Here is a 17,712-nt window from a genome sequence, read left to right on the forward strand (position 1 = left end):
GGGTAGGCATCCCAGCAGTAAGATGCGCCCCGCATTCGGTGATTGGCGCAGCCTGGTAGCGCACTTCGTTCGGGACGAAGGGGTCGGAGGTTCGAATCCTCTATCACCGACCAAATTCGAAAAGCCTGCTCAACGAGCAGGCTTTTTTGCATCTGCGGCCAGTGAGGATGAGAACCTCCGGGGGCAGGAGGTTCGACTCGAGCGAAGCGAGAGAACGTTGCGTCAGCAACGGCCCGCAGGGCGAGCCACAAAGTGGCGAGTCATCCTCGACCAAATTCGAAAAGCCGGCTCAATGAGCAGGCTTTTTTGCTTCTGCGGCCAGTGAGGATGAGAACCCCGAAGGTTCGCTCCAGATCCCGTAGGCCCGCGCAAGCGCAGCGCCGCCGGGCACCGTCTGCAGTCTCCCGGCCCAAAACCGCATCAAAATCACAAAAAACATCTTTACCCCCGTTTCCAGCCAGCTGTTCGCTATTTTGTGACATCTTCCATTGCATTTTTTTATCGATGAACAGATCTTTTTTCGCGAAGCTTATGGCTGAATACAGCATTTTCCGCTGTGCGTTTTAACGTTCACGCTATTAATCGCTCACATATTGGTCACATAGCAAGAAATTTTTCTCATTTACTGGCATTGTTTCCCACTGGGTGTCGCAAATTAATAAGGTCTTTATTCTGCATATTCGCCAGTAGCATAAATTTCTCTGCTGAAAATAGCGTCTTGAAGTTTTTTTAATCTTTGCCTGTCGTTTCTCACGCTGGATGTAAAACCCGGCTGGCTGTATTGACGTTTCCCCATTCTGTTGACAGATTGTAGGGCATGAGGGGCATTTCATGGAGAATCCGTACTGCAACTCAGTCGTTTTTGCGAAAGGAATCCCCATCTCTCTCAACGCCTTCGGGCACCACCGACTGGACCGGGTATATTCTAAATAGTTCGAATTGCGGGAAGGCGGCAAGCTTGAGCATCCCCAGGAGCATAGATGGCTATGTGACTGGCTTATTGAGCACAGCCAACGCATCCATCATTCGAATATGACGAATAAAAATAAATAAAGGTCCGGCGGATATATGCAAACAACATCACAGTTTTGGAGCAGAATAATGAGTATTTCCTTGAAGAAATCAGGGATGCTGAAGCTTGGTCTGAGCCTTGTCGCCATGACCGTCGCTGCCAGCGTGCAAGCGAAAACCCTGGTTTATTGTTCAGAAGGCTCGCCGGAAGGCTTTAACCCACAGCTCTTCACCTCTGGCACCACCTATGACGCCAGTTCCGTACCGATCTACAATCGCCTGGTCGAATTCAAAACCGGTACGACGGAAGTTATTCCTGGACTGGCTGAAAAATGGGAAGTCAGCCCGGATGGTAAAACCTATACTTTCCACCTGCGTCAGGGCGTGAAATGGCAGGATAATAAAGACTTTAAACCAACCCGTGACCTGAACGCCGATGACGTGGTGTTCTCCTTCGATCGTCAGAAGAATACCAATAACCCGTACCATAAAGTTTCTGGCGGCAGCTATGAATACTTTGAAGGGATGGGGTTACCCGACCTGATTAGCGAAGTGAAGAAAGTGGACGATAAAACCGTCCAGTTCGTCCTGACCCGCCCGGAAGCGCCGTTCCTCGCTGACCTGGCCATGGACTTCGCCTCTATTCTCTCTAAAGAGTATGCCGACAACATGCTGAAAGCCGGCACGCCGGAAAAAGTAGACCTCAATCCTATCGGTACCGGTCCATTCCAGCTGCTGCAGTATCAGAAAGATTCCCGCATTCTGTATAAAGCCTTCCCGGGCTACTGGGGCACCAAGCCGAAGATCGATCGTCTGGTCTTCTCCATCACCCCGGATGCCTCCGTGCGCTATGCCAAGCTGCAGAAAAATGAGTGCCAGGTGATGCCGTATCCGAACCCGGCGGACATCGCGCGCATGAAGGAAGATAAGAGCATTACCCTGCTGGAACAGCCGGGCCTGAACGTCGGTTATCTCTCCTTCAACACCGAGAAGAAACCGCTGGACGACGTGAAAGTTCGTCAGGCGCTGACCTACGCGGTTAACAAAGAAGCGATCATCAAAGCCGTTTACCAGGGCGCAGGCCAGGCGGCGAAGAACCTGATCCCGCCGACCATGTGGGGCTATAACGACGACGTTAAAGACTACACCTACGATCCGGAGAAGGCGAAGCAGCTGCTGAAAGAAGCGGGCCTGGAAAAAGGCTTCACTATCGATCTGTGGGCGATGCCGGTACAGCGTCCGTATAACCCGAACGCCCGCCGTATGGCGGAGATGATCCAGGCCGACTGGGCCAAGATTGGCGTCCAGGCCAAAATCGTCACCTACGAGTGGGGCGAGTATCTGAAACGCGCGAAAGCGGGCGAGCACCAGAGCGTCATGATGGGCTGGACCGGCGACAACGGGGATCCGGATAACTTCTTCGCCACCCTGTTCAGCTGCGCCGCGGCGAAAGACGGCTCCAACTACTCGCGCTGGTGCTATAAGCCGTTTGAAGATCTGATTCAGCCGGCCCGCGCCACCGACGACCACAACAAGCGTATTGAACTGTACAAACAGGCTCAGGTAGTGATGCATGACCAGGCTCCGGCGCTGATCATCGCTCACTCCACCGTTTACGAGCCAGTGCGTAAAGAAGTCAAAGGCTATGTGGTGGATCCGCTGGGTAAACACCACTTCGATAACGTCTCTGTCGAATAATAAGCACGATGCCTGACTCCCTCTCCCCGCGTGGGAGAGGTGGGGGGCGTATTCCCGCTATTCCGGGGAATGCTTTTGTGAGCAATACAGACGCCCTGTCGCCAGGCGGGGCGTCACTAGAGAGAATCCGGGTTATGTTGCAGTTTATTCTCCGACGTCTGGGACTTGTCATCCCGACATTTATCGGTATCACCCTTCTCACCTTTGCCTTCGTCCATATGATCCCCGGCGATCCGGTGATGATTATGGCGGGCGAACGTGGTATTTCCCCCGAACGTCACGCGCAGCTGCTGGCCGAAATGGGCCTTGATAAGCCGCTGTGGCAGCAATATGCCCACTATATCTGGGGCGTGCTGCACGGCGATTTAGGCATCTCGCTGAAAAGCCGCATTCCCGTGTGGCAGGAGTTTGTCCCACGCTTTAAAGCCACCCTTGAGCTGGGCGTCTGCGCGATGATCTTCGCCGTCGCCGTCGGCATTCCGGTGGGCGTGCTGGCTGCGGTAAAACGCGGCTCCATCTTTGACCACACCGCGGTGGGCCTGGCGCTGACCGGCTACTCGATGCCTATCTTCTGGTGGGGCATGATGTTGATTATGCTGGTTTCGGTGCAGCTGAACCTGACGCCGGTCTCCGGGCGTATCAGCGATACGGTCTTCCTTGACGATACCTTGCCGCTGACCGGCTTTATGCTGATCGACACCGCCATCTGGGGCGAGCAGGGCGACTTTATTGACGCCTTAATGCATATGATCCTGCCCGCCATCGTGCTGGGCACCATTCCGCTGGCGGTGATCGTGCGTATGACCCGATCGTCGATGCTGGAAGTGCTCGGCGAAGACTACATCCGCACCGCGCGCGCCAAAGGCCTGACCCGGATGCGGGTGATTGTGATCCACGCGCTGCGTAACGCGATGCTGCCGGTGGTCACGGTGATTGGCCTGCAGGTGGGCACGCTGCTGGCGGGCGCCATCCTGACGGAAACCATTTTCTCATGGCCTGGTTTAGGCCGCTGGCTGATCGACGCGTTGCAGCGTCGCGATTATCCGGTGGTGCAGGGCGGGGTGCTGCTGGTGGCGACGATGATTATCCTCGTCAACCTGCTGGTCGACCTGCTGTACGGCGTGGTGAACCCGCGTATCCGGCATAAGAAGTAAGGGGTCATCATGTCACAAGTTACTGAAAATAAAGTTATCACTGCGCCGGTGCCCATGACCCCGCTGCAGGAGTTCTGGCACTATTTCAAACGCAATAAAGGGGCGGTGGTCGGTCTGGTGTACGTGGCGGTGATGATCGTAATCGCCGTGTTCGCCAACTTTCTCGCCCCGTATAACCCGGCGGATCAGTTCCGTGATTCGCTGCTGGCGCCGCCGTTCTGGCAGGAGGGCGGCAGCCTGGCGCATCTGCTCGGCACCGACGACGTGGGCCGCGATATTCTGTCTCGCCTGATGTATGGCGCGCGCCTGTCGCTGCTGGTGGGCTGCCTGGTGGTGGTCCTGTCGCTGATCCTCGGCGTGGTGCTCGGCCTGGTGGCGGGCTATTTCGGCGGAGTGGTGGACTCAATCATCATGCGCGTCGTCGATATTATGCTGGCGCTGCCGAGTCTGCTTCTGGCGCTGGTGCTGGTGGCTATCTTCGGACCCTCCATCGTCAACGCCTCGCTGGCGCTGACCTTCGTGGCGCTCCCGCACTATGTGCGTCTGACGCGCGCGGCGGTGCTGGTGGAGGTCAACCGCGACTACGTGACCGCTTCCCGCGTGGCGGGCGCCGGGGCGATGCGCCAGATGTTCGTCAATATTCTGCCTAACTGTCTCGCGCCGCTGATCGTTCAGGCGTCGCTGGGCTTTTCTAACGCCATTCTCGACATGGCCGCGCTGGGGTTCCTCGGCATGGGCGCGCAGCCGCCGACGCCGGAGTGGGGCACCATGCTCTCCGACGTATTGCAGTTCGCGCAGAGCGCCTGGTGGGTGGTGACCTTCCCGGGCGTGGCGATCCTGCTGACGGTGCTGGCATTTAACCTGATGGGTGACGGTCTGCGTGACGCGCTCGATCCCAAACTGAAGCAGTAAGAGGTTCGAGATGGCGTTATTGAATGTAGATAAATTATCGGTGCATTTCGGCGATGAAAACGCGCCGTTCCGCGCCGTGGACCGCATCAGCTATAGCGTGAAGCAGGGCGAAGTGGTCGGCATCGTCGGGGAGTCTGGATCCGGTAAATCCGTCAGCTCGTTGGCGATTATGGGTCTGATTGATTACCCCGGCCGGGTCATGGCGGACAAACTGGAGTTTAACGGCCGCGACCTGCAGCGCATCTCTGAAAAAGAGCGGCGCCAGCTGGTGGGGGCGGAGGTGGCGATGATCTTCCAGGATCCGATGACCAGCCTCAATCCCTGCTTTACCGTCGGCTTCCAGATTATGGAAGCGATAAAAGTCCATCAGGGCGGCAACAAGCAAACCCGCCGCCAGCGGGCCATCGACCTGCTGAACCTGGTCGGCATTCCCGATCCGGCGTCGCGGCTGGACGTCTACCCGCATCAGCTTTCCGGCGGGATGAGCCAGCGCGTCATGATCGCGATGGCGATTGCCTGTCGGCCAAAACTGCTGATTGCCGATGAACCGACCACCGCGCTGGACGTGACCATTCAGGCGCAGATCATCGAGCTGCTGCTGGAACTGCAGCAGCAGGAGAATATGGCGCTGGTGTTGATCACCCACGACCTGGCGCTGGTGGCCGAGGCCGCGCATAAAATTATCGTTATGTATGCCGGTCAGGTGGTGGAGACTGGCGATGCGAAGGATATTTTCCGCGCGCCGCGCCATCCATACACCCAGGCGCTGCTGCGCGCGCTGCCGGAGTTTGCCCAGGATAAAGCGCGTCTGGCGTCGCTGCCGGGCGTAGTGCCGGGGAAATATGACCGTCCCAACGGCTGCCTGCTGAACCCGCGCTGCCCCTATGCTACGGATAAATGCCGTAGCGAAGAGCCGGCGCTCGCGGATCTCAATGGCGGTCGCCAGTCTAAATGTCACTACCCACTCGATGATGCCGGGAGGCCTGGATTATGAGTACGCAAAAGGCCGCCACGCCACAACCGCTGTTGCAGGCCATTGATCTGAAAAAACACTACCCGGTGAAGAAGGGGTTATTCGCCCCGGAACGGCTGGTGAAGGCGCTGGACGGCGTCTCCTTTACTCTTGAGCGCGGTAAAACGCTGGCGGTGGTGGGAGAGTCGGGCTGCGGTAAATCGACCCTCGGTCGTCTGCTGACGATGATTGAAATTCCCACCGGCGGCGAGCTCTATTATCAGGGGCAGGATCTGCTTAAGCACGACCCACAGGCGCAGAAGCTGCGGCGGCAAAAAATCCAGATTGTGTTCCAGAACCCCTACGGTTCTCTGAACCCGCGTAAAAAAGTGGGGCAGATTCTGGAAGAGCCGCTGCTGATTAACAGTAGCCTGAGCAAAGAGCAGCGCCGCGAAAAAGCGCTGGCGATGATGGCGAAAGTGGGCCTGAAAACAGAGCATTACGATCGCTACCCGCATATGTTCTCCGGCGGTCAGCGCCAGCGTATCGCCATTGCCCGCGGGCTGATGCTGGATCCGGACGTGGTGATCGCCGATGAGCCGGTCTCCGCGCTGGACGTTTCGGTACGCGCTCAGGTGCTGAACCTGATGATGGATCTGCAGCAGGATTTAGGTCTGTCCTATGTGTTTATCTCCCACGATCTGTCGGTCGTCGAGCATATCGCTGATGAAGTGATGGTGATGTATCTCGGCCGCTGCGTGGAGAAGGGCACCAAGGACCAGATCTTTAACAATCCGCGTCATCCGTACACCCAGGCGCTGTTGTCGGCGACGCCGCGTCTGAACCCGGACGACCGTCGCGAGCGGATTAAGCTGACCGGCGAGCTGCCGAGCCCGCTGAATCCGCCGCCGGGCTGCGCCTTCAACGCGCGCTGCCGCCGGCGCTTCGGCCCCTGCACCCAGCTTCAGCCGCAGCTGAAGGATTACGGCGGCCAGCTGGTGGCCTGCTTTGCCGTCGACCAGGATGAGAATCCGCAAAAGCCCCACGCCTGATGGCACGCTCCCGGTCCGATAACCGGGGGCTTCTCTCCCGCCGGGGATAAAACCCGGCGATATCGCCTTTTATCGCAGTGAATGCCACGTTCTCGGCGCATTCTTCGTCGATTATCCGAAAAAATAAGGCTTTCAGTCCATTTTTATAGAATTAAAGAGAAATTAAAATGGTTCAGGTTTATTCTTTCGCTGATCTGACGCTATGATTCTATCATTACCTAATACATTTATATAAAAACGGACGGGAAGCGCGGTGGAAGCGTGGTTTAAGGATGGACGCATACCTAAAAAATGGGGCTATCCTTCTGAAAGGAAAATGTTAGTGTAGCGATACTTCTGCCGTGGAATCACACCGAAAATCAAATTCTAAACTATTATAACCCTGTCAACCGTATGTATTGGTACGTCTCCAACGGCGCGTTTTCTGCCATACCAGAGACGCCACGATATTTTAAATATACTTAGAAAATAACAACAAACTTAATATGAAATTTTTAAAATCATGAGGTTATCAATGAACCATTATGATGATCTGCAGCGCTTTCAGGAAAAAACGCGGACGCAAAACCTCAAATTTCAGGATCTTTCATCGCAAGCCGCCACGCGCGAGCATGGAGACTGGGCGATCCTCAATCAGCTAAATCCCGGCGCAGAGAAACCCTCTTCCCTGGCGCTGGGAGGCTCGGTTTCCGCGCCCCTGCCGCAGTCAGTGCCCGCGGATCTGTTCCACCAGATAGAAGCGGCCGTAGCGGCGGCGCCAGCCTCCGCTTCCGTTGTGCCTGCCGCTCCGGCCGCGCCAGCGGCCCCGCAGCCGGCCGTGGAGACCGCCACCGCCGCGCCGGAGCCAGTCAGGCAGGAGCCTGCGGTGACCCCTGCGCCTTCAATCCCGGCGCCTGAACCGGCAATGGCGCCGCCGAGAATGGCTCCTCGACCCGCGCCCACCGCCGAGAACTATGCCCACCTGTTCGCGGCGAAAAGCGCAGAGCCGGTGGCGAAAAATAAAGACCAGCCTTTGAAATCACTTCTGGAAAGGATCGCAACATGCCGTTGATTTGCGTCTGTTCACCGAAAGGTGGCGTAGGGAAAACGACCCTGGCGGCCAATTTAGCCTATTCGCTGGCGCGGACCGGCAGCAAAGTGCTGGCGCTGGATTTTGATGTCCAGAACGCGCTGCGTTTGCATTTTGGCGTGCCGCTGAACGATGAGCGCGGCTATGTGGCGAAGGCGCTGGAGCTGCACGACTGGAGCCAGTGCGTGCTGAGCGCCGGCAGCAACATTTTCGTCCTGCCGTATGGCGAAGTGAGCGAAGCGCAGCGTCAGGCGTTTGATGAGCAGCTGACCCACAATGACCATTTTCTCCAGCGCGGACTGTCCGCACTGCTGAATTATCCCGGACTTATCACCATCGCCGATATGCCGCCAGGGCCTTCGCCGGCGCTAAAGGCGCTGACGGGGCTGGCGGACCTGCATCTGATCCCGCTGCTGGCGGATACCGCCTCGATGTCGACCCTGGCGCACGTGGAAAAACAGCGCCTGACCGGCGCGGCGCTGAATCACAAGCATGGGCACTATTTCGTCATTAACCAAAGCGATAGCCGTCGCCAGGTCAGCCGGGACGTCACCAGCCTGATGGAAGAGAAGCTGGGCGAGCGACTGCTTGGCATCGTCCATCGTGATGAAAGCGTGGTGGAGGCCAATGCGTCGCAGAAGTCGATTCTGGACTTTAACGCTTCCTCGGCAGCGGCCTTCGATATTGAAATTATTGCTAAAAAAATATCTTCGCTGTTGGGTATCCATATTGGCGATGGCACGGTGCACAGCCAGCCACGCATGTCAGGGCTTTAACTTATTGCAGGGCTGCTGAATGAAAAAATCTCTTTTTTGGTTGCTGGCGCTGGTGCTGTCACCCGTCGCCGTGCTGGTGGTGATCACGCCGATGGACAGCCAGAAGCAGTATATTTTTGGTCTGCTGAGCATCGGTATTCTCTTTCTGATGGGGTTCAGCAAGCGCCGCAGCGTATCGGTCATTATGGTCGTCACGTCGCTGCTGATGTCTACCCGTTACATGTATTTTCGCCTCACGCAGACCCTGCACTTCAACTCAGCTATTGAAACTATCCTCGGCATGGGGCTCTTTCTGGCGGAAGTCTATATCTGGGTGATGCTGCTGCTTAACTATCTGCAGACCGTGTGGCCGCTGAAGCGCGGTATTGTTCCGCTGCCGGATGATATGAGCAAGTGGCCGACGGTGGATATCTATATTCCGAGCTATAACGAACCGCTTGAGGTGGTGCGTGACACCGTCCTCGCGGCACAATGTATTGATTATCCAAAAGATAAAATGAAAATCTATCTTCTGGATGATGGTAAACGCAGCGAGTTTGCCGTCTTCGCCGCCGACGTCGGGGTGGGCTATATCACCCGCAACGATAACAAACACGCTAAAGCGGGGAACCTCAACCACGCCCTAACCCTGACCCAGGGGGAGCTTATCTGTGTTTTCGACTGCGACCACGTTGCCACGCGCGTGTTTCTGCAGGCCACCGTCGGCGGCTTCCTGAAAGATCCGATGCTGGCGCTGGTGCAGACGCCGCACTACTTCTATTCCCCGGATCCGTTTGAGCGCAACCTCTCCGTCGGGCGCAACATCCCAAACGAAGGGATGCTGTTCTATGGCCCGATTCAGCAGGGCAACGATAACTGGAACGCCACCTTTTTCTGCGGCTCCTGCGCGGTGATCCGCCGCGAGGCGCTGGCGCAGATCGGCGGTTTCGCCGTTGAAACGGTGACCGAAGATGCCCATACGGCGCTCAAGTTCCAGCGCCTTGGTTGGAAGTCGGCCTTTCTCGATATTCCGCTGGCGGCTGGCCTCGCCACCGAGCGCCTGGTGGTGCACGTTATCCAGCGTACCCGCTGGGCGCGCGGGATGACGCAGATTTTTCGCGTCGATAACCCGCTGTTTGGCCGCGGGCTGACCTTCCAGCAGCGCTTGTGCTATCTCAGCGCCATGCTCTACTACCAGTTTGCGCTCCCGAGGGTGGTGTTTGTCACCGCCCCGCTGGCTTATCTGCTGTTTAACCTCAATATCATTTACTCGTCAGCGAGCCTGATCGTCTCCTATGCGCTGCCACACCTGTTTCTCGCCATCTACGTCGGTTCGCGAATGAACGGCCGCTATCGCTACAGCTTCTGGGGGGAAATCTACGACATTGTGCTGGCTTTTCACCTGGTGCTGCCGACCCTGGTGACGATGATTTTCCCCAAACGCGGCAAATTCAACGTCACCGATAAGGGCGGCCTGCTGGACGTCGGCTACTTCGATTTCACCGTGGTGCGTCCGCACCTGGTGGTGGCCTGTCTGCTGGCGCTGGGGGTGATCGTCGGCATCGTCCGGGCGATTGGCCATGACTACTTTGGCTCGGACCCCAACGTTATCGCTCTGAACGTCGGGTGGGGGATCTACAGCCTGATCTTCCTGCTGGCGGCGATTGCCGTCGCGCGTGAAACGCGGCAGGTGCGGAAAACCATTCGTATCGATGTCGATATCCCGGTAGTGATCCATTACGCCAGCGGCATCGTGTCCCGCAGCCACACCGAGGATCTGTCGATGGGCGGTTGCCGCGTAGTGGCGCCGGATAAGCGCCATCTGGAGGATGATATCGAAGAGGTTGAGCTGATCCTGCAGTCCGGGGCTATCTCCATCCCGGCCCAGTTGGTCACCTCTGACGAGCGCTTCCTGCGCCTCAAGTTTGATGAAGATATTCCGCTTTCGCGCCGCCGTGAGCTGGTGCGCGTGGTGCTGGCCCGCGCGGATGCGTGGATTAATCCGCCGCGCCCGCAGGATAACCCGTTCCGCTCCTTCTTCACCATTTTACGCTGCGTGTTCGAACTGTTCTGGCTGACGTGGAAAACCCGTCGCAGCCAGCGCAATCGGGCAACAGTGGCGAAAACGGCGCAGGAGGATGGCACGTTATGAAGCGATTAACGACGCTGGCGCTGCTGGCAGGGATGCTCTCTGCGCCTGCGCTGCACAGTGAAGAACCGGGCTCCGGCGCCGCCGCGCCGCTGAGCTTTCCGCAGCTCAATGGCGCGGCGGACAGCGAGCCAGGCGACGAACCCCCGGCCGCCTCGCCGGAGGAGAGCGCCTCCCCGACAGCCCCCGCCACCGCCGGCGATGCGGCGGCGACGGCCCCTGCGCCGGATATGCCGGACTTGCCCCCGCCGGTGAGCGGGTCGGCCGCGCCGGAGGTCATTCCTGTCGCTCCGGTCTGGGGAGGCGATCTGAATCTGGCGCAGATGGGGATGCCGGACGGCATTATCCTCAGCGGCGGTCAGCGGCAGGGGGGCGTCAGCTTTACCCTGCCTTCCGATCAGGTGGTGATCCATTCGCAGCTTAGCCTTGCCGTTCGCGTATCGCCGGAAATGGCGAGCCGCAACGCCACCCTGCAGCTGATGCTCAACGGTCAACCGCTCGGCACCCTGCCGTTGGGCGCCGATGGCGAGGATGTCTCCCATTATCAACTGGATATCCCGCCCGCGCTGATGGTTTCCAGTAATAACCTGAGCGTGAAGATCAACGATGGCGATACCCTGCAGTGCCAGCGTGACATTCATGATTCGTCGCGGGTGACGGTGCTGCCCACGTCGCATTTCAGCTGGGAAAGCCAGCAGTTGAACATCAGCGACGATCTGAGCCACTTCCCGCGTCCATTCTTCGACAGCATGCAGATGACGCCGGCGGACATCGCCGTTTCCTATGGAGCGAAGCCGTCGGCCGACGTCTTCAGCGCCGCGGCGCTGGTCTCTTCCTGGCTGGGTATCCAGGCGGACTATCGCGGCATCGCCTTCAGCGCGCTGCGCGACCGCCTGCCGGAACGCCACGGTATCGTGATTGGCCACCCGGGCGAGCAGGTGGGCGGCATGACGCTGCCGGAAACCGATAAGCCACTGCTGCGCATCATCGCCAACCCCGCCAATCCAGCCTACAAGCTGCTGTTGATTGTCGGCAAAAACGATACCGCGCTGCGCATGGCCGCCTGGCGCCTGACCCGCGGCAACTTCGCGCCGCAAACCGCGACGCTGGATGTTGAACCACAGACCATCCCGGTTGGCAAAGCGTACGATGCGCCGCGCTGGATCCCCACCGATCGTCCAGTCAGACTCAGCGAACTGCTGCGTAAGGATCAAAGCCCGACCGTCAGCGGCGTCTGGCACGAACCTTTACGTATCGCCTTCCGCGCCGCGCCGGACCTCTATCTGTGGGATGGCGAGACGATCCCGCTGCAGGTTGGCTACCGCTTCCCGTCGGAGAGTTGGATCAATGAAGACAAGTCCCTGCTGAGCGTCACGCTCAACGGCACCTTCCTCAACAACCTGCCGATGAACAAGCAGGGGCCGCTGGAGAAAGTCTGGCGCTACCTCGGGGGCGATGCGCGCCAGGAGCGCTTTACCATCCCGCTGGCACCCTACCTGATCTATGGCGATAACCAGCTGTCGATGTACTTCAATGTGGTGCCGAAGGACGATGTTCCGTGCTCGGTTCTGCTGAATAACAATATCAAGAGCCGCATCACTGACGACTCATGGATTGATTTGAGCAAAACGCGACACTTCTCGCTGCTGCCAAACCTCTCCTATTTCGTCGGCGCCTCTTTCCCTTTCTCGCGGCTGGCGGACTATTCGCAAACGACGCTCCTGCTGCCGGCGGAACCGTCTGAGACCCAGGTGGCAACCCTGCTGAATCTGGCGGCGCGCTCCGGGAATGCGACCGGCACCGCGCTGGCGAATAACCGCGTCGTGCTTGGGATGCCCACCGGCGGCGGGGATTTGCAGTCGCTGCGCGAACGTGATGTGCTGGCGGTCACCGCTCTCGATCAGCAGGCCTTCAACCAGAGCCTGCTGGCCGACTCACCCTACCGCCCGGTGGATAATGTGCTGAGCGTCCGCGAGCCCGACCTGTGGCAAAAAGCGCAGCGCCGACTCACCGGCGACTGGACCTCCGCCAGCCTCGATGCCGATCGCTACTTCTCATCCAGCAGCGCCTGGCGCGGGTTTATCAGCTATCGTTCGCCGTGGAATCCCGCCCGCCTGGTGGTGGTGGCGATGGCCAGCAATGATGACCAGCTGGCGCGACTGAAAAACGATCTGGACTCACCGCGCATCAATGCCGGGATCCGTGGCGATACCGCGGTGATCACCAGCGATAACGGGGTGCGTAGTTTCCAGGTAAGTACGCCGTTCCCCAGCGGTCAGATGCCGTGGTACATGATGGCGGTCTGGTATGCCAGCCAGCACTCCGGTTTCCTCGCTCTGCTGGGGCTGATTGCCACCTCGATAATGGGACTGGCGCTGACCGCGATGTTTAAACGTCACGCCCGTAAGCGTCTGGGTTCGGGGGATAACCAATGAAAAGAAAGATAACGATAACGATGAAAAGCTCCCGGCGGCTCACCACATTCTGCCTCACCGGCGCCCTGGCTCTCGGCGCTTCTGGCGGCGCGCTGGCGGCGGGTAACGACGCGGCGCTGCAGGCGCTGTTCGCCCAGGCCAACTACTGGCATGAGAAATCCCATGACGAGCTGGCGATGGAGTCCCTGCAGAAGGTGCTCTCGGTGGATGCCAACAACACCCAGGCGCTGTATCTGATGGCGCTCTGGTCGCAGCAGGGCGGCGATATGCAGGCGGCGGCGCAGTGGCGCGCGCGGCTGGCGAAAGCGGCGCCGGACAGCCCGGGACTGCAGGATCTGGACAACGCCAAAAAAATGTCGCAGGTGCCGCAGGGCCAGCTCAGTCTGGCTCGCCAGCAGGCGCGCGGCGGCAATATCCCCGGCGCGCTGGCGACCTGGCGCAGCATGTTCAATGGCAATACGCCGCCTGCCGGGCTGGCGGCGGAATATTACCTGACCATGGCCAGCGACAAATCGCTCTATCCGCAGGCCATTAGCGAACTGCGGCAGTACGTGGCGCAGCATCCCCAGGAGAACGCCCCGCGGGTAGCGTTGGGCAAAGCGTTAACCTGGCGGGAAGATACCCGTCGGGAAGGGATCGCCCTGCTCGAGCCGATGGCCAGCGGCAATAAAGAGGCGGACAGCGGCTTGCGTCAGGCCTTGCTCTGGCTGGGTCCGCAGGCCGGGGATGAGCAGTATTACGACACCTGGATGCAGCGTCATCCGCAGGATAGCGAAGTTCAGAACTACTTTCGTGAACGGCGCAGCGGCCAGGCGCGCGGCCAGGGCTACGCCAATCTCAACAGCGGCAATACCGCTGCCGCGAAGCAGCAGTTTGAAGAGGTATTGCAGACCAACCCGCAGGATGCCGATGCGTTGGCGGGCATGGGCTATATCGCGCAGCGCAGCGGCGACTACCAGGCCGCATCGCAATATCTGAGCCGGGCGGCGGACCTCGGCGGCGACGCCTCGGCGACCCGCCGTCAGCAGGCGGCTGATGCCCTGTTCTACGGCCAGCTAGCGCAGGCTCAGCAGGCCTATAAGCAGGGCAATATCAGCCAGGCGCTGGCGCTCTCCGCGCCGCTTGCGCAGCAGAGCGGGGCGCGGGGCGCCTCGGCGAAGCTGTTTCGCGCCGATGTGCTGCGACATAACAAAGATTTACCCCAGGCCGAGCAAACGCTGCGCTCACTGTTAAACGACGACCCGCAGAATGCGGCGGCGCGGGAAAACCTCTACTACGTGCTGCGCGAGCAGAATAAATCCGCCGAGGCGCAGGCGATGCTGCAGACGCTGCCGCAGAGCCTACAGCAAAAACTGCAGCCGCGAGTGGTGGCCGGCATGCCAGGCGACGCCCTGCGTCGTCAGGCCCAGGCGCAGGTCAGCAGCGGTAACCCAGCTGGCGCAATAGCCACCCTGCGCGAAGGCGTTGCCCGCTATCCGGACGATCCCTGGCTGCGTCTCGATCTGGCACGACTGCTGCAAAAATCGGGTAACGCCAGCGAGGCCTCTTCGCTGATGTCGGCGGCCTATCGCCCCGGCGCCAGCAACAGCGCGTTGTATGCCGCCGCGCTGTTCGCCAGCGAAAACGGCGCCTGGCAACAGGCGCAGACGCTGCTGGCGCGCATTCCCGGCGGCAGCCAGACCAGCGACATGCGCGATTTACGTCAGCGGGTGAACTACAACCTGCAGCTGGTGACCGCCGAAAACTACCTGGCGCAGGGCAATACCATCGCCGCCAGCAATACCCTGCGGGCGATGGCCTCCACGCCGCCGAAAGCCCCGGCGGACGCCGGCAAGCTGGCGCGGCTGCTGGCCGAGAGCGGCGACCTGACCACCGCGGTATCGCTGGTGCGCAACAATATCAGCGGCGGGGTGTCCGGCAACGCCGGGGATTACGCCGATCAGATCGCCGTCCTGAACCAGGCCGGGCTGACCGGCGAGGCGCAGAACCTGATCAGCAATCCGCAGCTGCAGGCCAGCAGTACGCCTACGCAGCTGGCGAGCATTCGCAATGGCTATGTGATCAACGAGGCCGACCGCCTGCGCGAGCAGGGCAATTATGCCGCGGCGTATGACAAGCTGATCCGCGCCATGCAAAGCGATCCGCAGAATACCGATCTGATGTTCGCGATGGCGCGGCTGTACCAGAGCGGCAAAATGAACAAAGAGGCCGGGGTGGTCTATGACTACCTGATGACGCGCGATACGCCGAACCAGGATGCGCGCGCCGGGGCTATCGACGTCGCGCTGTCGGCGGGGAACAACGAGCGCGCGGAACAGCTGGCCGGCGGCTTGCGTCAGGATAACTCCCCGGATCGCCTGCTGCTGCTGGCGAGAGTGGCGGAGGCCCAGGGTCATCATCAGCAGGCGATGACCTACCTGCGCAGCGCCCGCGGCAAACTGCTGGGCATGCAAAGCACCAACAGCAGCGAAACGCCGACCGTCGGCGGGGTGCTGGCGGCGGATAACCCCTTCATCGGCGTGTCGCAAACGTCGGCGCCGACGCGGACGGCCTCCGCCTACGGGCAGTATATGCCGTGGCAGGTTGCCCAGTCGGCCGCCGCGCCCGGCTCCTCACTGCCGGGGATCCAGCGCACCGATCTGCCGGTGGAAACCGCCCAGACGCGGATGCTGCGTCAGGTGGACACCATGATGGAGTCGCTGCAGGAGAAAACCGGCAGCTGGCTGCAGGGGGGAATGGACGTGCGCGGACGCGACGGCGAATCGGGCACCAGCAAGCTGACGGAGCTCAGAACGCCGCTGACCTGGTCCTCCTCGCCGTTTGGCGACTCGCGCTTTGACTTTACCGTCACCCCGGTGTCGTTAAACGCCGGGACCGCCAGCGGCGACGCCTGGCGTCGCTACGGTGCCAACCCGCTGGCCAACGCGGTCTCCAATATGGTGAGTACCGCCACCAGCGAGCAGGCGGCGATCGCCTCGATGACCGAGGCGGAGCGGACGGCCTATTTTGCCAGCAATCCGGGGGCAGAGGCGTTAAGCGGCCTGGGCACCCTGAACGCGGCGGACTTCAATCCGACCACCAGCAGCGGGATGGAAAACCTGGCGAAGCTCGGGAGCTATGATTCGGGGCAGGTGGCCAGCTATCTTTCCTCGTCCAGCCGTAAGCCGAACGTTGACCAGACCAGCGGCTCGACCGATTCGCAGAAGGCCAACGGCGTCGAACTGGCGCTGGCGCTAAGCGGTGACGATTACCGGGTCGATATCGGCAGCACGCCGCTGGGCCAGGATCTGAATACCGTTGTCGGCGGGGTGAAATGGTCGCCCAAGCTGACCAACTATCTGTCGCTGATCCTCACCGGCGAACGCCGCTCGCTCACCGACAGCCTGCTTTCGTATGTCGGTCTGAAGGATGCCTATTCCGGTAAAACCTGGGGGCAGGTGACGAAAAACGGCGGCACCCTGCAGCTGAGCTATGACGACGGTGACGCGGGCTTCTACGTTGGCGGCGGCGGTTACAGCTACCTGGGGCAGAACGTCGCCAGCAACACCAGCATCAACGCCAATGCCGGGGTCTATCTGCGGCCCTATCATGACGAATACCGCCAGCTGCAGGCCGGGTTGAGCATGAGCTATATGGATTACTCCAAAAACCTCAGCTACTTCACCTATGGCCAGGGGGGCTACTTTAGTCCGCAAAACTACGTCAGCGTGTCGCTGCCGGTCAGTCTGACGGAAAAATATGATAACTGGACCATGAAGCTCGGCGGCTCGGTGGGCTACCAGTCTTACAGCCAGGATAAGAGCGCCTATTTCCCGACCAATTCGGAGTGGCAGCAGACCCTGGAGACGGCGGTGAGCAATGGGTTTGCCAAGGAAGCCTACTATTCTGCGACCTCGAAGAGCGGCATCGGCTATACCCTGCGCGCCGGGGCGGATTACAAGGTCAACAAACAGATGACGCTGGGGGGCCAGATTGGCTATGACACCTTCGGGGATTATAACGAAAGCACCGCCGGGCTCTATATTCGCTATATGTTAGGAGATCATTGATGATGACGGAGAACAATAACCCGGTGGTGATGACCTGGTTTCAGCAGCAGCAAACGCCTGCCGGATGGTTCGATCTGTTGATTATTATGGTCGAAGGTATGTTAAATAATGCCGGCGAGCTGGAAAGTCAGCCCTTCCTGCGTCAGATGGGCGCCTCGTTGGCGGAGACCCATCCGTTGCCGGCGTCGGAGACCGTAGGGGAGCTGGAGGCGAATATCAACCGGCTGCTGACCCATTTTCACTGGGGGGTGGTAACCATCGACGTCGGTGAGGATGGCCTGCGCTTGCGCCATCAGGCGTTGCCGGTCAGCCGCGATGATGCGGGGCGCGTGCGCTGGTGCAACGCGTTCTGTGCCATACTCGAGGGGTTATATTCTCGCTGGCTGCAGAGTCAGGGAGGCAGCGCTCACGTAATATTGCAGCGTGAGCGGGTGTTCTCTGTCTCTGACGTTCAGTTTCTTTACTACCATCCATAA

At 59.7% G+C, this 17,712-nt stretch carries 10 protein-coding genes, 1 tRNA gene, 1 other RNA gene and 2 pseudogenes; all 14 read left to right on the plus strand.

Annotated features, from left to right (window positions below; translation table 11 throughout):
* The first annotated feature begins 36 nt into the window (after positions 1-36).
* The 14 genes and pseudogenes from ACLEXF_RS22265 to bcsD all read left to right on the plus strand — a co-directional run bounded on the left by ACLEXF_RS22265 (position 37) and on the right by bcsD (position 17,712).
* Positions 37-113, plus strand: a tRNA-Pro gene (locus ACLEXF_RS22265).
* A gap of 34 nt (positions 114-147) precedes the next feature.
* Positions 148-280: non-coding RNA, RtT sRNA (locus ACLEXF_RS22270), on the plus strand.
* Between the two features lie 821 nt (positions 281-1,101).
* Positions 1,102-2,709: a dipeptide ABC transporter periplasmic-binding protein DppA gene (dppA, locus tag ACLEXF_RS22275; RefSeq protein WP_017900014.1), complete on the plus strand. Its 1,608-nt coding sequence runs from the start codon at positions 1,102-1,104 to the stop codon at positions 2,707-2,709.
* A gap of 134 nt (positions 2,710-2,843) precedes the next feature.
* Positions 2,844-3,863, plus strand: a complete 1,020-nt coding sequence (gene dppB / locus ACLEXF_RS22280; RefSeq protein ID WP_002921786.1) for a dipeptide ABC transporter permease DppB — start codon at positions 2,844-2,846, stop codon at positions 3,861-3,863.
* A 9-nt stretch (positions 3,864-3,872) separates the two neighbouring features.
* Entirely contained in the window at positions 3,873-4,775 is a 903-nt protein-coding gene (dppC, locus tag ACLEXF_RS22285; RefSeq protein WP_004204988.1) for a dipeptide ABC transporter permease DppC, read from the plus strand.
* A gap of 10 nt (positions 4,776-4,785) precedes the next feature.
* The gene (dppD, locus tag ACLEXF_RS22290) at positions 4,786-5,769 is read left to right on the plus strand and encodes a dipeptide ABC transporter ATP-binding protein (RefSeq protein ID WP_004204987.1); all 984 of its coding nucleotides are present in this window, start codon (positions 4,786-4,788) and stop codon (positions 5,767-5,769) included.
* Positions 5,766-6,779 carry a dipeptide ABC transporter ATP-binding subunit DppF gene (gene dppF, locus ACLEXF_RS22295; RefSeq protein ID WP_004204985.1) on the plus strand — a complete coding sequence of 338 codons (1,014 nt, stop codon included), beginning with the start codon at positions 5,766-5,768 and terminating at the stop codon, positions 6,777-6,779. Before dppD ends, dppF begins: the two co-directional genes overlap by 4 nt.
* A gap of 18 nt (positions 6,780-6,797) precedes the next feature.
* Positions 6,798-6,977 (plus strand): annotated as a pseudogene (locus ACLEXF_RS22300) (hypothetical protein).
* Positions 6,978-7,293: 316 nt separating this feature from the next.
* Positions 7,294-7,830: a cellulose biosynthesis protein BcsO gene (locus tag ACLEXF_RS22305; protein WP_048326010.1), complete on the plus strand. Its 537-nt coding sequence runs from the start codon at positions 7,294-7,296 to the stop codon at positions 7,828-7,830.
* 1 nt (position 7,831) lies between these two features.
* Positions 7,832-8,624, plus strand: a pseudogene (locus ACLEXF_RS22310) (cellulose synthase operon protein YhjQ/BcsQ).
* Positions 8,625-8,643: 19 nt separating this feature from the next.
* A complete protein-coding gene (gene bcsA, locus ACLEXF_RS22315; RefSeq protein WP_004204982.1) occupies positions 8,644-10,755 on the plus strand; it encodes a UDP-forming cellulose synthase catalytic subunit in 2,112 nt (703 codons plus the stop codon).
* Positions 10,752-13,187 carry a cellulose biosynthesis cyclic di-GMP-binding regulatory protein BcsB gene (gene bcsB, locus ACLEXF_RS22320; RefSeq protein WP_004204981.1) on the plus strand — a complete coding sequence of 812 codons (2,436 nt, stop codon included), beginning with the start codon at positions 10,752-10,754 and terminating at the stop codon, positions 13,185-13,187. The genes bcsA and bcsB overlap by 4 nt, the downstream gene beginning before the upstream one ends.
* The gene (locus ACLEXF_RS22325; RefSeq protein WP_135715995.1) at positions 13,184-17,236 is read left to right on the plus strand and encodes a cellulose biosynthesis protein BcsC; all 4,053 of its coding nucleotides are present in this window, start codon (positions 13,184-13,186) and stop codon (positions 17,234-17,236) included. Before bcsB ends, ACLEXF_RS22325 begins: the two co-directional genes overlap by 4 nt.
* Complete coding sequence (bcsD, locus tag ACLEXF_RS22330) at positions 17,236-17,712, plus strand: cellulose biosynthesis protein BcsD (RefSeq protein WP_004204979.1); 477 nt, start codon at positions 17,236-17,238, stop codon at positions 17,710-17,712. The genes ACLEXF_RS22325 and bcsD overlap by 1 nt, the downstream gene beginning before the upstream one ends.

It is taken from the genome of Klebsiella pneumoniae complex sp. WS1778, assembly GCF_049472055.1.
Taxonomy (GTDB): domain Bacteria; phylum Pseudomonadota; class Gammaproteobacteria; order Enterobacterales; family Enterobacteriaceae; genus Klebsiella; species Klebsiella quasipneumoniae.

Coding starts and splice junctions, on each gene's coding strand:
- dppA (WP_017900014.1), top strand. CDS start 1,102: ATGAGTATTTCCTTGAAGAAATCAGGGATGCTGAAGCTTGGTCTGAGC.
- dppB (WP_002921786.1), top strand. CDS start 2,844: ATGTTGCAGTTTATTCTCCGACGTCTGGGACTTGTCATCCCGACATTT.
- dppC (WP_004204988.1), top strand. CDS start 3,873: ATGTCACAAGTTACTGAAAATAAAGTTATCACTGCGCCGGTGCCCATG.
- dppD (WP_004204987.1), top strand. CDS start 4,786: ATGGCGTTATTGAATGTAGATAAATTATCGGTGCATTTCGGCGATGAA.
- dppF (WP_004204985.1), top strand. CDS start 5,766: ATGAGTACGCAAAAGGCCGCCACGCCACAACCGCTGTTGCAGGCCATT.
- ACLEXF_RS22305 (WP_048326010.1), top strand. CDS start 7,294: ATGAACCATTATGATGATCTGCAGCGCTTTCAGGAAAAAACGCGGACG.
- bcsA (WP_004204982.1), top strand. CDS start 8,644: ATGAAAAAATCTCTTTTTTGGTTGCTGGCGCTGGTGCTGTCACCCGTC.
- bcsB (WP_004204981.1), top strand. CDS start 10,752: ATGAAGCGATTAACGACGCTGGCGCTGCTGGCAGGGATGCTCTCTGCG.
- ACLEXF_RS22325 (WP_135715995.1), top strand. CDS start 13,184: ATGAAAAGAAAGATAACGATAACGATGAAAAGCTCCCGGCGGCTCACC.
- bcsD (WP_004204979.1), top strand. CDS start 17,236: ATGATGACGGAGAACAATAACCCGGTGGTGATGACCTGGTTTCAGCAG.